Below are 18,015 nucleotides of genomic sequence, written 5' to 3' on the forward strand. Positions count from 1 at the left end.
TATTAAGATAAAATTCAACATAGGTAGGGGCCTGATAATTAACATACATCTAAACGTATAAACAATGAAATTAAATCTTTATAAATGGTTATTCGTAACCTTTATCACAATGCCTTCTGTTCTTTTTGCGCAGAACTATCAGCAATCTAAAGAAGGTGTGAAAGCTGTAATAGACGGCGTTTCTGTGAACATTGTATTCTACTCGCCGGCTATTGCCCGGGTAGAAAAGTTTCCTGTTGGGCATCATTTTACAAAGAACAGCCTCGCGGTAATTAAACAGCCGGAGAATGTTCCGTTAGCTGTTACGCGTAATAGTAATGTAGTAACTATTAAAAGCAGCAAGTTAACTGCTAATCTAAACCTTGCAACGGGTAAAGTATGGTTCGAAACATCCGCAGGTCAGCCGCTGCTATCAGAAAAAGATTATGGCGCGCAGTTTACGCAAGTAGATGACAAGGGCAAAGCAACTTTTGAAGTGAGGCAGGCTTTTAAATTAGATACTACCGAGGTGATCTATGGCTTAGGGCAGCAGCAAAACGGTAAGTTGAGCCAACGTTTCGAAAAAGTGTTTCTGCAACAAGGGAATACCCGCGTTTGTATCCCTTTCTTTCAGTCTGTTAAAGGGTACGGATTGTATTGGGACAATTATTCGCCTACTACTTTTAACGATAACAAGCAGGAAACTTCTTTTGATTCTGAGCGCGGCGATAACATCGACTATTACGTGATGGCAGGTCGCGGCACAGACGGCGTGGTTGCAGAAATGCGTACGCTAACCGGGCAGGTACCCATGAAACCATTGTGGGCCTTTGGTTTTATACAATCGCGCGAGCGTTACAAAACCCAGTTTGAACTGGTAGAAGTGGCCAGAAAATACCGGGCATTAAAAATTCCGATAGATGGCGTTGTGCAAGACTGGCAATACTGGGGTCCGGATAGCAACTGGAATGCGATGGCTTTCGACCCGAAAACATATCCCCGCCCTAAAGCCATGATCGATAGTATACACCGGATGAATGCACACTTATTCATCGTTTCATGGCCCGGCTTCGGCCCAAAAACGCCGCAGTATGCAGAGTTCAGCAAGAAACATATGCTGATCAACTTCGATACCTGGCCGCCGAACGGCGGTGCAAAACCTTATGACGTGTACAACCCGGAGGCAAGGGATATTTACTGGTCTTACCTGAATAAAGGCATATTCTCACTTGGTCCGGATGCATGGTGGCTCGATTCAACCGAACCTGATCATATCAATATTAAAGAAAGCGACTGGGATCAGCCCACTTACCTGGGTACTTATCGCAACTGGCTAAATGCTTTTCCGCTTCAGCATACCAAAGGGGTGTATGAACATCAACGCGCAACATCAACACAAAAACGGGTGATGTTATTAACCCGCTCTGCATTTGCAGGGCAGCAACGTTTCGGCTCGGATACCTGGAGCGGCGATTTAGGGTCTAACTGGGAAAACCTGCGGAGGCAGATCCCGGCAGTACTTAATTTTGGCCTTACCGGCCTGCCTTACTGGAACGTGGATATCGGCGGTTTCTTTGCAGGCAGTTTCAGACAGGGTGGGGGAGCCATGAACCCGGATTTTCAGGAGCTGTATGTCCGCTGGATGGAGTTTTCGACGTTTACTTCGATGATGCGCTCGCACGGAACGGATATACCACGCGAAATCTACCAGTTTGGCAAACGAGGCGATTGGGCCTTTGATGCACAGGAAAAATGTATCAATCTGCGCTATCGCCTGCTGCCTTACCTGTATGCCACCGGGTGGAGTGTGACGAACCAAGCCGCATCCTTTTTACGTCCGTTAGCGGCTGATTATGCTGCTGATACAAAAGTGCTGGACTTGAATACCGAGTTTTTATTCGGTAAATCATTCCTCGTGGCACCGGTGATTGAAAAGGGAGCAAAATCCAGATCGGTTTATCTGCCAGACAACTCATCATGGTTTGATTTCTGGACAGGCGAGCAAATTTCTGGCGGAAAAACGATAGAAAAGCAAGCGCCTATTGATGTAGTACCGCTTTACGTAAAAGCAGGATCGATTATTCCATGGGGGCCAAAAGTTCAGTATGCTGCCGAAAAGAAGTGGGATGCGCTCGATATCCGGATCTATCCCGGTGCGGATGGCGATTTTACCTTGTATGAAGACGAGAACGACAGCTACAACTATGAGCAGGGTAAATACAGTACCATCACCTTTCATTGGGATAACCAGCAGAAAAAGCTAACGATTGGCGACCGTCATGGTGATTTCCCGGGCTTGCTCAAAAGCCGTAAGTTCAGGGTAACCATAGCCCCTGCGCTGAAAGACATGAATGAAGACAGTAACACCTACAAAACAGTAGCTTATACAGGAAAAACTAAAACGGTGGCCTTCTAAAGTGCTAAGGCATCGAAGCGAGACCTATGCGCCCTTTCGTATTAGGTCTCACTAAACTGCTAAAAGTAATTGTGAACCCTTAATTGACCGAATCTTTCGACACCCCTTATTTGTAGAGATACAATGCATGCATACGTCATATTAGTGTTCCTGTAATACGATGCTTAATAATCCCACAAGTTGGTGGCAGAGTACATTGATATTAAGTTAATTAAATCCACCGCTCAGAATCCTGTATAATTGCCGTCGCTGCAATCATCAAAATCTGATGAAAACATTCTGAAGCATCATATGCTAATCGCTGGTCGCTATTAAATCGTTTGTTTCTTAATTAATTATTGTTTTACAATAATTAATTGTACTATTGCAGTATATTTTAATAATATGAAGATAGTTCGTTTTATCGCCAGAATACTTTCGGTCGTCAGCAGGATAGCAGCAGTAGGATATCTGTTATCGTTCCTGCTTTCAGCAGTTTCATTATATACCGGTTGGTCTTTGAACTTGATTGATAGCGGTCGCCGTTTTGAGATTGATTATCCTTTTACACACATTCCCTACCTGTTGGGCGAGTACAACAACGGATACATCATCATGTTTCTTTTACTGCTGGGCTTGTATGCTTTGTTTTTTCTGCTGGTAGGTAACGTGTTTCATGTGTTTACACAAACAAAGCTGTTTACGGCCTACGGTATTCGTCAACTGAGAATATTTTATCTCGGCAACCTGGTGATACCGGCTTTGGCGATGTTACTGATTTCAATAGTATATGATGTGGAATCGCCATTGCAAATTCTGGTTATCCTGCATATGCTGCTGGGGGTATTCAGTTATTTTATGGCTGCTATTTTTAAAGAAGGATATCATTTACAAAGCGAACACGACCTCATTCTGTGATATGGCCATAGTAGTAAATGTAGATGTGATGCTGGCCAGGCGCAAAATGCAAAGTAAGGAGCTGGCAGAGATTCTGGATATGACGCCAGCTAATTTTTCGATCTTAAAAACGGGTAAAGCAAAAGGTATACGCTTCGATACCCTTGAAGCCCTTTGTAAGGCTCTTAATTGTCAGCCAGGCGACATACTGGAGTACGTCGCAGATTAATCATTGCTTATAACCAATTAGTTAGCCCCCGGCAAAGCCAGGGACGGCCATTACTATGTCTTGAAATTTAAATATGAACACACTTTCCATTAAAAACCTGAGTAAAATATACCCCAATGGCGTAAAAGCATTGGACGGTCTTTCGCTGGAGATAGGTAATGGTATGTTTGGGTTGTTAGGACCCAATGGTGCCGGAAAATCATCTCTGATGAAGACACTGGCCGGTTTGCAGCAAGCTGATGAAGGCGAGGTATACTTTAATGATACAAACGTTCTGAAGGACCCTTCAGCATTAAAAAAGCAACTCGGTTTTTTACCACAGGATTTTGGGGTTTATCCCAAAGTGTCCGCATATGACTTGCTCACCCACATCGCTGTGCTAAAGGGACTCACCAATGCTGTTTCCCGAAAAGAGCAGGTGCTGGCCTTGCTTGCCCAGACAAATCTTTATGAACAGCGGAATAAGGAGGTGCATACTTTTTCCGGCGGCATGCGTCAGCGATTCGGGGTGGCTCAGGCTTTGCTGGGCGATCCTAAACTGGTAATCGTTGATGAACCTACTTCAGGGTTGGATCCAGAGGAGCGTAACCGTTTGAATAACCTGCTTAGTGAGATTGGTGAAGAAAGGATCGTTATTCTCTCTACACATCTGGTAGAGGATGTGAAAAATCTTTGTCCCCGGATGGCCGTAATGCATAAAGGACGCATTATTGCCCAGGGCGAGCCTGCTGAACTTATCAAAGGCCTGGAAGGTAAGGTGTGGCAGAAAACCATTAATAAAGCGGATAAAGCTGTATATGAACAGCAGTTTCGCCTTATATCCTCACAACTGATTATGGGAAGGCTCCGCATACATGTTTATGATGATAAAGAGCCCAATAATGGGTTTGAACGAGTAAACCCAGTTTTAGAGGATGTATACTTCCATTTATTAACTGCCAAAAACTAACGCATGTTTAATTTACTGAAATTTGAACTGGGCGCTTATTTTAAGAAGCCCGGCATTTATATTGCCCTATTATTACTTTGCGCATCAGGGTTTGTTGTCGGTTTAAAAATGTCATTTAGTGCAGGTAATGATATTTATCGTAACTCCCCATACAGCGTAGCTCAAATGATCGGTTTGCTTAGCCTTACCGGGATATTTATCACTACCTTGTTTGCTTCTCAAATACTTTTTAAAGAAGTTGATGCGCGGTTTGATGTCATTCTCTATGCAACGCCTATGCGTAAAGCGTCCTATCTGTCGAGCCGGTTTGGTGCTGTTTTTATATTAACTACGATCTGTATTATCCTGCTCGTAGCTGGTTTTATGTCGGGCCATATTGCTGACGGAGACAGGGTTCCTTACCGGTCTTTTAATCTTTGGTTTTACATCCAGCCAATGTTAATTATCGCGTTACCGAATATTTTCTATTGCGTGGTATTTATCAGTTCGGTAGCGTGGCTTACCCGTAATAAACTGATGATCTTTATTTCCGGGTTATTTATTTATATCAGTTATCTCATCATCCTGACCTATTCTGGGTCGCCCATGATGGCGGGTAGTCTGCCACAATCAGCTAAAGCGCTTGAGCTTGCCGCGAAGGTTGATCCATTTGGCCTGTCCGCATTTTACCAGCAAACGAATTTGTGGACAGTTACGCAAAAGAACAATGTTGTGATGTTGTTGTCAGGTAACCTATTGTATAACAGGTTTATGTATACGGTACTTAGCTTGATGCTTTTGTTTTTATCTTATCTTAAATTTAATTTTACGCTGCACGAAAGAGGTAAGTATAAAAAGATTTTACCTCAAAAATCCAATAACTCGTTACCTGCCTATCAGGCTTTGACAAGCGAACCCTATGGCGTCAGATATTCAAGGATGGTACTTACCAGCCTGATCAAACAAGCCACCGGGCCATTATGCAAAAGCATAGGGTTGGTTATGATCACCATAGGCCTGGTATTTTACATGAGCATGGAGTTTTATGGCAGCATAGATCAGGGTATCCGTTTACCCGAACAATATGCAACCAGCGGCCTTATCGTCAACAGGATACTGTATAATCTGCCGGGCTTGCTGCTGCTGGTGACATTGTTTTATGCGCACGAACTGTATTGGCGGAGTACTGACCAACGTTTTGATTTGATTGAAAGCAGTACCCCGGTAAGTAAAAACCATTTACTACTTTCCAAGTGGATTTCGCTCGCAATAATAATTATTGTGTTAACAACTTTGATTATTCTCACCGGGATTGTTTTTCAAGTCGTGTATCAATACATGCGGATAGACTGGCGGGTATATGTTATGCTTTACTGGCTTATCGATGTTCCCTTAATCATGTGTGCAGGTGTTATATTGATGATACAGCATTTTATCAACCGGAAATGGCTGGGGCTCCTCATCACCTGCATAGTTATGATTTTACTGACCACCGCTGCAGGTAAAAGCGTTGGCGTTACACATCCGTTACTGCGCTTTACGGCTGCTTATGCAGCCAGGTATAGTGAAATGAACGGATGGGATGCCTATCTCAGGAGTTTTCTGTGGAGGGTAATCTATGGTGCAAGCTTGATAACGTTTGCCTGGCTAATGATGAGTTATGGCCTTAAGCGTCTCACTAAGCTAAAGGTGCTTTATCTCCTGTTTCCGCTTGCTTTGTGCGTATTTACAGGCGTTTATATTTATAGTAAAGTACCTCCGGTAAGTGAGCAACAAAAGCTGGACGAAAGTGAAAAATATGAGCGGGCCTACCGTAAGCTGTCACGCATTAACCAGCCGGTTATCACCCGGGTGATAACAAAAATTGACCTGGAACCCGGCCGCAACGCTTACCGGGTTTGGGGTAGCTATTTATTGGAAAACAAAGGTGTGACTCCTATAAACAGGTTACTGATTAATTTTGATGAAGACATAGATGTTAAGGCAATTACTTACCGCGCAGGCGGGCCTGAACAACCCTTAAATACACACACTGGCCTGGTATCTTTGAAAGATAACCTGATGCCGGGTGACAGTGCAACTTTAGTATTTTCATTCGCTTACCGATGGAACGGGTTCACCGGTCATCAATCGTTTAATGCAATTGTACATAACGGCACGTTCTTACGTATCAGCAATTATTTTCCACGTTTTGGCTATCAAGCCGATCAGGAAATATCCTCCCTTGCCGAAAGAAGAAAAAGAAAGTTAGGTGCTTTAACCCCGTTAACCAGGTTAGAAGCGCCGCGAGTTATCAATGAGTTCATTGATCTGGACATGACGGTTTCGGTACCACAAGGGCAATCAGTGGTTGGTATCGGGAATCTGGCAAAGCAATGGCAGTCTGGTAACCGCTCTTATTATCTATATCTATCCGGAATGCCGATACCTTTCAGATTCGGACTGTCGGCGGCCGCCTATCAGATCAAAAAAATACAATACAAAGGAACAGAGATAGCCGTATATTATGACAGCAAGCATCCGGAGAATGTTGCGCACCTCATCGAAAATGCAGCTCATACATTAGATTATTGCCAAACTAATTTCGGGCCCTATCCCTATAAAACCATCCGCTTTGCGGAAGTATCTTCCTTTACTGACGGCTTTGCCGGCACGGCTTATCCGGCAACGATCTTTATGACGGAGCATATGCTTTTTCATGATAACCTGCATACCGACCGTGGACAGGATGTGATCAACGAACTGGCCGCACACGAACTTTCGCACCAATGGTGGGGCAACGGGCAGTTGGCTCCAGATGAACGTGAAGGTTCAAAATTACTGACTGAAACTTTGGCGATGTATACCGAGCTTATGTTGGCAAAACATGAACTCGGGCCACAAGCCGTGGCTGAAAAGTTAGCAGTTCATCAACAAATATATCTGTCTGAACGCGGATTCATTAAGGAACCGCCACTGTATAAGGCAAGACCGGAAGACACTCATCTTTATTATGATAAAGGGCTGCTGATCATGCATCAGGTGAGTAATTTGATCGGCGAAGAAAAAACTAACAGGGCGTTAAAGAACTTATTGATGAAACATCGTTATCCCAGCTTGGCGCCTACATCTACAGACCTCATTAATGAATTGTGTATGGTGAGCAATCCCAGGCAACAAGCTCTGATCAGGAAAATGTTCATGTAAAGATGGTGCCAATACTTATAAACATACTTTATCAGATAACAAGTTTACAAAGGAGGTCACAAGTCGTACGTTGTCATATATTCATTATTTGATAAGGTTTGAACTGTTTAGTTCTGTTAATTGTCAGGAATGGACACTTACAGTGCGTTTTTCAAATGCCGGTTAGCATTAAGCAGGGGGAGGGGTAAAAGCAAAATGCTATCATAGCGAAAGCCTGTTGGTCAAGCTTTCGCTTTTAATCTAATTTTGCGCTAATTCATTTGTGTTTCGTGCAGGCGGCTCTGCATTAAGCAGGTGTTTTACAAAAAAGTCCCGCTTCTTTTTACGTCCGTAAGGGCCACCATCACTATGCCCCATGCCTGGTACAACCAGTAAATCAAACATCTTATTGTTTTTGATCAGGGCATCTGCAAAACGGTAGGTAGACTCGGGCGGAACATTGGTGTCTGCTTCGCCAACAATCAGCATCAGATCACCCTGCAACTTGCCTGCATTGGTAATGTTTGATTGCTGTTCATAGTGTGGGCCTACCGGATAGCCCATCCATTGTTCGTTCCACCATTGTTTATCTATGCGGTTATCGTGACATCCGCAGGCCGATACAGCAGCCTTGTAAAATTCAGGGTGGAACAATAATGCACCGGCAGAATTCTGTCCTCCGGCCGAAGTACCATATACACCTATGCGGCTGATGTCAACCTGCGGATATTTTGCAGCAAGCGCCTTCATCCATAGTATGCGGTCGGCAAAGCCAGCGTCGGCAAGATTATGCCAGCATACATCATGAAAGGCTTTTGACCGATTAGCAGTGCCCATACCATCAATTTGCACTACAATAAAACCTAACTGCGCCATACTTTCCATTTCATTAACGGCATAAAAGCTTTTAGGCACGAATGAGTCTTGCGGACCTGCATAAATGTTCTCAATTACAGGATAGCTTTTAGCCGGATCCATATTTGCAGGGCGGTAAACCACTCCCCAGATATCCGTTTTACCATCTCTGCCCTTAGCCACAAAAACCTCTGGCAGCCTCAGTCCGGTGGCGAGCAGGTTAGTTAAATCTGCCTGTTCCAATTCCATAACAGTTTTTAAATCTGAAGTATTTTTTAACAGGATTTTAGGTGCCAGGTTAACCTCAGAATAAGTATCGATATAAAATTTTCTATCCGGAGACAACACAACATTGTGATTTCCTTTTTCAGGAGTGAGATCAACAAGGTTTTTACCGTCGAAGTTGATGCGATAATAGTGTATAAAATATGGATCTTCTCCAGCGTTTTTTCCACTTCCTTTAAACCATATTTGTTTTTTTAAAACATCCACGCTATCAATATCACGCACCACCCAATTTCCTTTAGTAATCAACTTCTGTTTGCCGCTCAATTCATCTACTAAATAAATATGGCGCCAGCCGTCTTGTTCTGTGATCCATACTATTTGGTGAGCCTTTGAAACATAATATGTATAAAGCCTTTGCTCATAAATAAAGGTTTTGGTTTTTTCGTCAATAATATTTCGTGTTTTGCCATTTGTAACATCTACTTCTATAACCCGGAAACGCTGATGCCCGCGGTCTACTTTCTCATAAGTAAAGTAACGAGGGTTGCCATTACGCCAATGAAGTTTCGGCGCACCGAAAAAATCTATCTTTTCCGAGTCTGTCTTTATCGCACTTTTAGTTTCAATATTAAATAGATATTGCTGATAAGAGGTAAACTCATCCCCCGGTTGCTCGTAATCATGAGATTTTAATGCAGCCCGGGTAGTGCCTGGTACTGAACTAAGCAAGTAATAAACAGGCTTTGCTTTTTTTGGATCGATAAGATAGCCTACTAAATGTTTATTGTCAGGCGACCATGTTAATTCACCATAAGGCTTCTCCGGGCTGCCATCATTAGTTAATTTAATCTCTGTTGAAGAATTTCTTGATTTAATAATAATGTTGCCGCCTTTTATAAGTGCAATCCATTGTTTATCTGGCGATACAGAGTCTGCATTTGCGCCTTCCCAACGTTCATGGCGCTCTTGCAATGGTTTATCATTATCATATTTTATATGTAAGGTATCTAAGGTACTGGTGCATTGTAGGGTACCTAAATTATATTCGAACCAATTTCCATCAGTCTTGAAAATCGCCTGCTTTTTATCAGCACTCAAAAACATATCGTCAATCTTCAGCGTGCTCCCGTTTATGGCCTTACCTGTCATTTTATTGATTTGTTGGCTTAAAGGTTCGCTTTCGAAAAGCAGGCGTTTATTGCCTTTTTCAGGCTCAACCCATATATAGGCTGCATTTTTATCAGATAATCTTTTACGATACCAAAACTGATTTGCGCCTGCTGACCAGTTAGCATTAAGACTGGTGGTTACCGGTATTTTTTTTAAAGCAGAGTCAAGCGCATCAGCCGCCTTATAGTTTTTAAGTACTTCTGCATGTGTTGGCCAATAGGGTTGAACTTTATGCTGTTGTGAATAGCTAACATTAGCTATTAATACAAGTAAAAGTATTGCAGTGATGTGCCGGTAATTTCCCATTGCTTTAAATAAGATTAAAAGTAACAATGGCATGTAAGCTTCTATATTAGTAAATTAACCTATTATAGCAAGCATTTATCAAATCTTCTGATCATTTTAAGCAATGCTGAAACAGAATCCATAAAAATATTTAATAATTAATGGATTTGCAGGGTTTCGATTGCAGTAGAAGAAACGATATAATTGAAAAAATTGATCTTAACTTAATGTAGATTTAAATATTGACTGAGTAAGCCCTTGTTGATTAAATCACAAGATATCCTTCTGCTTCATAATCTTAGATTAGCTGACCGATGCATGCAGCATCAGATGATTAATCTTTTCGCTTTGTTCGGCGGTAAATTAAATAAGCGCCAATGGCAAGTATAAGTGCTACAATAGGGGTAGTAAAAAGAATTGACATGGTAAAAGTATTAAGTGCATTTAAAGTAACAGCTTATCATATTTCAGGTTTTAATTATATCAATTTAATGTTTAACCATAACAAACAATTATTGATTTACATACTTTGATTAATAAAATATACCCCATGAAATTGACCAGTGATTTTGCAGCCGGACAAAAATTTCCAGAGAAGTATACCTGCGACGGAGAAAACATTTCACCTCCGCTAACTTTTGACGAAGTACCACAAGAGGCAAAAAGCCTTCTCCTGGTTTTAAGGGATAATCAAAGCGAAGATAATTTTAGGATACACTGGCTGGTTTTTAACATTCCGCCACAAACCAAATGGGTAGAAGAAGGCACAGCTCCCAAAGGCGCAACAGAGGGTCTATGTACAAATAATACCTTAGGTTACGAAGGCCCCTGCCCCAAGTATTATGGCGGTGTAAGTAACTATACATTCGATTTGTATGCATTAGATATAGTATTAGATGTTCCGCATACAACTGGTTACGCCGATATAAATAAGTTAATAGAAAGGCATGTCATAGAGAAAGTATCCCTGAATTTTCATTACAATAACTTACCGTAATAACACTTATCCATTAGGGCAATAATATTTTTTAAGGTTTGTTGTTAAATTGACAATTGCTTATAATTGTGTTAAGGCATTAAGCAGTGTAATGATCAGGAGTAAAACCTTTAAATATTTTATTCTTTCGTTTGTAGCGATATTCGTAATTGTAAAATTTACGCAATACGTATATCCGTCTGCTGCTATAATTTCAAAAATTACACACCTTTCTGAGAATAGGGCCGCTGGTGAAATCGGCAAAATACCTTATTCATACACCCGGCAAATAGAAAAATCATTTGAAGAGCGGCTTTCTGCTCAGCATGTTCCCCATGTGCAATTTTCAGGGTTGATTTTCTTTTGTATGGCAGCAGCTGCATTGTTGTTATCATGCTTTTTTGCCCGATTAAAAAGTTTCGTATTCATTTCAGATCAAAAGCAAAGCTGTTATTTAAGGCTTTGTGTGCTCCGGATCTGATATCATCTTTCCCCAATATTCTATTTCTGCAATTATCTCATTAGCCTCAAAGGTTGATTGAACTCATATATTGCTATCGTTCCAATTTTATTTATTACTTAATTAATTATGAAGATTGTTTCCCAAACAAGTGTCCTGACACTTGGTGCAGTCGCCATGACTACCATCGCATCTGCACAAAAATTAACTGATGCACAGAAAGCCATCCAGGCAGAGCAGTATCAAAAAGCTAAAACCATGCTTAAATCAATGACCGCTGCTGATCCGGGTAAGGATGAAAATTATTTTTACCTGGGCTGGGTTTATTTATTGCAAGACTATCCCGATTCTGCCAAGGCAGTATTTACTAAAGGTATAACGGCAAATAATAAGTCGGCTTTAAATTATGTTGGTTTAGGCCAGATTGCCAGGTCAGAGAATAACAATTCTGCGGCTATGCAAAACTTTGATCAGGCAGCAACTTATGCAGGCAAATCCGACCAGCCATACATTTATACAGCCAAAGCCTATTTAATGAAACCAAGCCCTAATGTGGATATGGCTTTATCAACATTAGAAAAAGCAGCAAAGTGGGGTGCTAAGGATGCTGAATATTATATCACGTTAGGTGATGCATATCATGCCAAACTTGATAACACAAAGGCATACGGTAGTTATTCTACGGCACAAAACTTAGATCCCAAATCGCCGGAGATTGATGTTGCCATAGGTTCGTTATGGAAACAGGCTAATAATTTTGAAGGTGCTATTGAAGAATTAAATAAGGCAATTGCTCTTGATCCTAATTATGGGCCAGCTTATCGTGAACTTGCTGAAACAAGCTTAAGATGGGCGCAGTCTGATCCTAAAGTAGCATCAGAAAAAGTAAAGCAAGGGGCTGCTTTCTACAAAAAATACCTTGACCTTACCGACCGTTCCCCGGAATCACAAATGCGATATGCCGACTTTTTAATTGAATCAGGCGACTACAAAACACTTGAACAGGTTGCCAATGAATTGGCAAAATCTGACAAAAGTAACCTTCGGATATATCGCTATCTGGGTTATGCTGCGTATGAAAACAAAAACTATCCGGCAGGACTGGAAGCCATTAATAAGTTCATTACAGAAGCTGCACCAAAAAGAATAATTGCCCGTGATTATTTATATCTCGGACGCCTTCAATTTAAGAATAATCAGGACTCGCTTGGCATATTGAATTTAACAAAAGCAGCTGAAATGGATAGTACAATGGCTGATGCTTATGCAGAGATTGGCACTATGCTATATGGTCAGAAGAAGTACGCGGCAGCAGGCGACGCTTATGAAAAATATATTGCCAAATCGCATCATGGTAAGCTTAATGATTATTTTCGTGTGGGTATGAGTTACTATTATGGTTACAGTGATCAGTATTTTGATTATTTGAACAAAAAAACAACCGTGCCGCCAGACTCTTCATTACTTGCAAAAGGGGATTCTGCTTTTAGTTATGTGCAACAAAAAACAGCATCAAGGCCGGTAGCAGACGTTTTCTTATATCGGGCACGTTTAAATGATTTAAAAGAAAATGACCGCAGTAATATGAAAGCTTATGCTAAGCCTTTCTATGAGCAGTTTGTAGCACTTAAGGGCAATACCAATCCAACTGATGAACGTACTAAAAAAAACCTTGGTGAGGCTTATGCTTATTTAGGTACGTATAATGAGTTGATTGCCAAAGACGATAGCAAAGCTGAAGAGGATTTTCAAAAGGCACTTGCAGCATCTCCGGACAATAGGGAGGCTAAAGCATATTTTGCCCGTAAAGAGAATAAAACAGCAAAAAAATAATTATCATTTTATGATGCTGCCGGGCAGGGTAATGACCTGCCCGGCTTTTTTGCAAAAAATAAATGTGTTATAATGCGATTCCTCCCCAACTCTAATAATTGTAAAGCGACTTATTTCTTACTGTGGACGATTTGAATAAATCTGTTGCTTATAAGCTCGTGGGCAAAGCCCTGTGATCTGCTTAAAGTTTCTCGAAAAATGGGAAAGGCTTTCAAAGCCGGTTTGTTCAGCAATTTCAGAATAAGTCATTGGGCTGGTTACAACCAGGTATTGTGCCCTTTCTATTCTCTTTTCATTAATATAAGCTAAAGGGCGTATGCCGGTAAACTCCTGAAACAGGCGGGAAAAGTATTCGGGGTTAAGATTGGCGCGCTCTGCCAGTAACGAAACTGAAAGAGGTAAATGTAAGCTTACGGAAATATAACTGATGGAATCCAAAATTTTAACTGGTATATAACGCACCTCCTTTTGTTTGAAAACCTCTGCCGTAGCAAACCGCGCTACCAGCTGAAGCAGCAGGCCCTGGGTTTCCAAAAAATCAGCCATATTCTGCTGGTTGTTTAAATCCTGATACTCTTTATAGAAAACATTTTTTTCGTATATTCTTGGATTATCAGACCGGTTGATACCTCTACCCGGATTAATAGTCACCAGTCGCTTGAAATTTATAACATCTATTTCATTAGCTTTTACTTTAAACAGCGACCTGTTATTGGCAAACATTGAAATACCGTCTGATGATTCTTCAAAAAACTGTACAAAAAATTGGCTCAGATAACTTTGGCAGGTCAGATTACACAAGGTGAAACTTGGTATAATGTATAAATAACCGGCTTCTAATTTCAGTGCCGTTTCCATATTAGATATTTCGCCTTCCCCTTCATCAATATAATATATGCGATGATAAGGGCTGATCACATTCTTATAATTCCAGCGCCTGTCAAGTTTTACATGATCTGTATTTAATAAGGAAAATGTGTGGCGTAATACTCGTTTTATCATCTTAAAATATTTTCGATTAAGATAAAAATATCACAAAATATCTGTTTTGTTAAAAATAAAGTTGGATTTGGATAAATCTATCGGGTATCTACACAATAGATTTGATCTGTATAACGCTTTTAAAGCCAACTGCTTTACTAAGCTTTATCTGATAACCAATTGTAATTTTTCATAAACTCATGTAAAGCTTGTAGCTACGCATAATAATTAGTGTGCGGATGGTATTATGTGCAGGCTTAACCAAAGTTTTGGGAAAACAGATATCAATAAATACAAATGCCAGGTATCAATGAGAAGGATACTTAGTGGCAAAATCCTAATTAACCAATTATTAAGAAGACCTAAAATTAAAAACCATGAGAAATTAAACACAACTATTTCAAGTAAAAAGGGCTAAAAACACTTTTTCAATGCTCTGTTCATCCATTTAACATCCTTAAAAAGGGTGAAGTGGGATCTATTGTCTAAAAATTACGATAAAACAACCCTAATTTATGAATAGTAATTTACCAATCTATAAAAGCTGGAGTAAGTTTTTCATGATGACTTGTAGTGTGCCATTGCTATTACATGCTACAATAACACCAGCCATCGCGGCATCGGGAAACAATTCAGCTGCAAACATAAAATTTAACAAACTCAATCATCAGTCAAAAAATAATGCGGCTGTTGTCATTACCGGAAAGGTTACCGATGCAAATGGCCTTGGTTTGCCCGGGGTAACTATAAAAATTAAAAATGGCACAACAGGCGCTGTTACTGATAATCAGGGAAATTATTCGATCAATGCTGCGGATTATAATGTAACCCTGGTATTTTCCTATATGGGCTACGCCAGCCGCGAAGTACAGGCAAATGGTGAAAAAGTAGTTAATATACAACTTAAGGAAGAAAACCGGGCGCTCAACGAAGTAGTAGTTGTGGGTTATGGTACACAGAAAAAGGTTAACCTTACCGGGTCCGTAGCCACTGTAACATCAGATCAATTGGATAACAGGCCAATCACACAAACTTCGCAGGCGCTTGCAGGTTTGGCTTCCGGTGTACAAATTCAGCAGGGGGGGAGCCAGCCTGGTGGCGGTGGCGCCAGCGTTACTGTACGTGGTATTGGTACGTTTAACTCGGGCAGAAGCCCCTTGGTATTAATTGATGGTATAGCCGGCTCAATTGACGATGTTGCTCCTGATAATATCGGCAGTATTTCGGTGCTTAAAGATGCTGCTTCTGCTTCCATATACGGTAGCCGTGCTGCCAATGGCGTTATTTTAATCCAAACAAAGCGCGGTAAAGCCGGAGCCAATCAAATTGCTTATAATAATTACGTAGGCTGGCAAAAAGTTACCGAGTTGCCGCAATTTGTAAATTCAGCCACCTATGCACAGCTTACCGGTGCAACGCCGGATGTGGTAGCCAAATATGCAAGCGGTACAGATCCGGATAATTATCCGAATGTATATCATCTTAAGGACCTGTTAAACTCAGGTTCAGGTTTTCAGCAATATCATAATGTGAGTTTTTCAGGTGGAACGGATAAAAACACCTACCTGTTTTCTACCACCTATCGTAATGATAATGGTATTACTGCACGCACTAATAATAAGCGATACGATATCCTTGCCAACATAGATAGCAAATTGACAGATAAGCTAACTATGAAAACCAGTATTACGGGTTTCAATCAAATTCAAAATCAACCTCAATCCAGCTATGGCGGTATCACTAACATTATTGGTTTTGCCGTTCGTGAACCCAACATTTACGCCGGGCGTAAATCCGACGGAACTTACGGGCACCAGGATAATTATTCGCCCGAGGCCTGGCTGGACGCCCCCGGTTTTAACAATTTCAGGGCAAAAAACTTTTATGGTAATACCATGCTAACCTGGAATATACTTCAGGGGCTATCTTTAAGCGGTACCGCCGGTTATCATTATTATACGGGTGTAAATACTACCTATGTGCCTGATATTTATTTAGACAAAAACACCTACGTTGGACCAAATAACTTAAACGAGTCATTTTATGATGGGCATGAGGTTACTTTAAATGCGCTTGCCAAATACGTAAAATCAATTAAGTCGCACAATTTTACGCTACTCTTAGGTTATTCTCAGGAAGAGCACCGTGACGATTCATTTTCTGCCTATCGTGATAAATTTCCTAACAACCTCTTATATCAGTTAAATGCCGGAGCTACTACAAACATGCAAAACAGCGGGTCTGCAAATGAGTATGCTTTCCAGTCTTACTTTGGTCGTTTAAACTATGATTACAAAGGAAAATACCTTTTAGAACTGGATGCACGCGAAGACGGTGTTTCACGATTTGCACCAGGCCATCGGTTCGGCTTTTTCCCGGGTGCATCAGCAGGATGGCGTATTTCGGAAGAGCCGTTCTTTAAAGATGCAGTTAAATGGGTAGATGAATTGAAACTTAGAGCATCATATGGTTCTCTTGGTAATGCCAATATACCATCTAATTACCCTTATCAGTACAGCATCAGCACAAGTACGGGTTATAATTTTGGCGGGACTTTAGCACCAGGAGCAGCAGTCACCTCGGCAGCAAACCCGGATATAAAATGGGAGACTACCACATCTATTGATCTTGGTCTCGACTTTAGTTTATGGAATGGAAAATTAAGCGGGTCTTTAGGCTTATACCAAAGAACTGCAAAAGACATCCTATATAATATTCCTGTATCCAGCACACTTGGGCTTAGTTCTCCGATAGTAAACGCCGGATCTTTAAGGAATAAAGGTTTTGAAACCAACCTGACTTACAATGCCAAAATTGGTGAGTTCAGCCTGGCGGTTTCTCCTAATTTCTCGTACAACAAACAGCAGGTAATTAAAATAGCGGGCGACCTGCAATATGTGATACCTAACTTCTTCCTGGGGCAGCCGTTGAACCCAATTTACGGTTATGTTGCTGACGGTATTTTCAAGGATGCTAACGATGTTGCTAATTACCCTGCGCAGCCTATTGCAGGTAAACCAGGTGTAATAAAGTTTAAAGACATCAGCGGGCCAAACGGCGTGCCTGATGGAAAGGTTGATGCTTATGACCGAACCATTATCGGCTTTCAAAATCCTAAAACTTCATACGGTTTAAATATCAATGCGGGTTACAAGGGCTTCGATTTTTCTGTCTTATTTGCAGGCTTAGGTGGCTATCAGGAGCAGATGGGTTCTTACATGGCGTATGCTTATTACAACGGTGGCAACATCCAACAATGGCAGGTCGACAATGCATGGACACCTGCAAACCCAAATCCGAATGCTAAGTATCCGCAAATTACTAATCTGAGCCAGGGCAGTGAGAACGTTCAGACCAACTCTTTCTGGAACAGATCAGGTACATTCCTTCGTTTAAAGAATGCACAGATTGGTTATACCTTACCTGCCAGCGTAACGCAGAAGCTTCATATCAGTAAGATCAGGGTATTTGCCGGAGGACAAAACCTGTTCAGCTGGAATCATTTCTATCCAGGATGGGATCCTGAAAACATGCAGGGTTCGGGTGATTCACCAAATTATTACCCCATTACAGCGATATATACTTTTGGTGTAAATGTTAAATTTTAAGCAACTCATTATAAATCAATATACAT

At 41.1% G+C, this 18,015-nt stretch carries 10 protein-coding genes; 8 read left to right on the forward strand and 2 right to left on the reverse strand.

Going from position 1 to position 18,015, the window contains the following annotated elements; all coding sequences use genetic code 11:
• The first annotated feature begins 64 nt into the window (after window positions 1-64).
• The 5 genes from PQ461_RS09470 (at window position 65) to PQ461_RS09490 (ending at window position 7,614) form a co-directional block, all read left to right on the forward strand.
• Complete coding sequence (locus PQ461_RS09470) at window positions 65-2,395, forward strand: glycoside hydrolase family 31 protein (protein WP_274303653.1); 2,331 nt, start codon at window positions 65-67, stop codon at window positions 2,393-2,395.
• 384 nt (window positions 2,396-2,779) lie between these two features.
• Window positions 2,780-3,292, forward strand: a complete 513-nt coding sequence (locus tag PQ461_RS09475) for a hypothetical protein (RefSeq protein WP_274303655.1) — start codon at window positions 2,780-2,782, stop codon at window positions 3,290-3,292.
• A gap of 1 nt (window position 3,293) precedes the next feature.
• Entirely contained in the window at window positions 3,294-3,500 is a 207-nt protein-coding gene (locus PQ461_RS09480) for a helix-turn-helix domain-containing protein (RefSeq protein ID WP_274303656.1), read from the forward strand.
• A 73-nt stretch (window positions 3,501-3,573) separates the two neighbouring features.
• The gene (locus PQ461_RS09485) at window positions 3,574-4,449 is read left to right on the forward strand and encodes an ABC transporter ATP-binding protein (RefSeq protein ID WP_274303657.1); all 876 of its coding nucleotides are present in this window, start codon (window positions 3,574-3,576) and stop codon (window positions 4,447-4,449) included.
• A gap of 3 nt (window positions 4,450-4,452) precedes the next feature.
• Entirely contained in the window at window positions 4,453-7,614 is a 3,162-nt protein-coding gene (locus PQ461_RS09490) for a M1 family aminopeptidase (protein ID WP_274303660.1), read from the forward strand.
• Window positions 7,615-7,854: 240 nt separating this feature from the next.
• Here the strand turns inward: PQ461_RS09490 and PQ461_RS09495 are convergent, their stop codons facing one another.
• Complete coding sequence (locus tag PQ461_RS09495) at window positions 7,855-10,152, reverse strand: S9 family peptidase (RefSeq protein WP_274303662.1); 2,298 nt, start codon at window positions 10,150-10,152, stop codon at window positions 7,855-7,857.
• A gap of 529 nt (window positions 10,153-10,681) precedes the next feature.
• On the opposite strand from PQ461_RS09495, the gene PQ461_RS09500 reads away from it, so the two are divergent.
• Window positions 10,682-11,128 (forward strand): YbhB/YbcL family Raf kinase inhibitor-like protein, encoded by a 447-nt coding sequence (locus tag PQ461_RS09500; protein ID WP_274303664.1) that lies wholly within the window; start codon window positions 10,682-10,684, stop codon window positions 11,126-11,128.
• 568 nt (window positions 11,129-11,696) lie between these two features.
• Complete coding sequence (locus PQ461_RS09505; RefSeq protein WP_274303665.1) at window positions 11,697-13,400, forward strand: tetratricopeptide repeat protein; 1,704 nt, start codon at window positions 11,697-11,699, stop codon at window positions 13,398-13,400.
• Between the two features lie 117 nt (window positions 13,401-13,517).
• On the opposite strand, the gene PQ461_RS09510 is transcribed toward PQ461_RS09505, so the two are convergent.
• Window positions 13,518-14,402 carry a helix-turn-helix domain-containing protein gene (locus tag PQ461_RS09510; protein ID WP_274303666.1) on the reverse strand — a complete coding sequence of 295 codons (885 nt, stop codon included), beginning with the start codon at window positions 14,400-14,402 and terminating at the stop codon, window positions 13,518-13,520.
• A 494-nt stretch (window positions 14,403-14,896) separates the two neighbouring features.
• Between PQ461_RS09510 and PQ461_RS09515 the strand changes: the two genes are divergently transcribed.
• Window positions 14,897-17,989 carry a SusC/RagA family TonB-linked outer membrane protein gene (locus PQ461_RS09515; protein ID WP_274303668.1) on the forward strand — a complete coding sequence of 1,031 codons (3,093 nt, stop codon included), beginning with the start codon at window positions 14,897-14,899 and terminating at the stop codon, window positions 17,987-17,989.
• Window positions 17,990-18,015: the final 26 nt, after the last annotated feature.

Source organism: Mucilaginibacter sp. KACC 22063 (assembly GCF_028736115.1).
GTDB lineage: Bacteria > Bacteroidota > Bacteroidia > Sphingobacteriales > Sphingobacteriaceae > Mucilaginibacter.